General features: G+C 50.5%; 1 rRNA gene. It reads left to right on the top strand.

What is annotated here, in order from left to right:
* Positions 1-123, top strand: a 16S ribosomal RNA gene (locus ACP6L2_RS18215); the annotation flags it as partial.
* Positions 124-222 lie beyond the last annotated feature (99 nt).

The raw sequence follows: 222 nt of genomic DNA, 5'->3' as shown, positions 1-222 counted from the left end.
CCATGAAAGCTGGGGGTACCTAAAGCATGTAACCGCAAGGAGCGTGTCAGGGTAAAACCGGTAATTGGGGCTAAGTCGTAACAAGGTAGCCGTACCGGAAGGTGCGGCTGGAATACCTCCTTTCTAGAGCCCGATTTCCGGCTCGACTGCGCAACATATGATCGTTAAGAAAAAGAAAAACTCAGAAGAAAGTACCTGCCCGGCCTATTGGTCAGGAATGGA

Origin of the sequence: Sphingobacterium lactis (assembly GCF_051951495.1) — a bacterium.
Classification (GTDB): Bacteria; Bacteroidota; Bacteroidia; order Sphingobacteriales; family Sphingobacteriaceae; genus Sphingobacterium; species Sphingobacterium lactis_A.
Note: the sequence above shows the minus strand (reverse complement) of the source record. Positions and strands in the feature narration are given on the sequence as shown.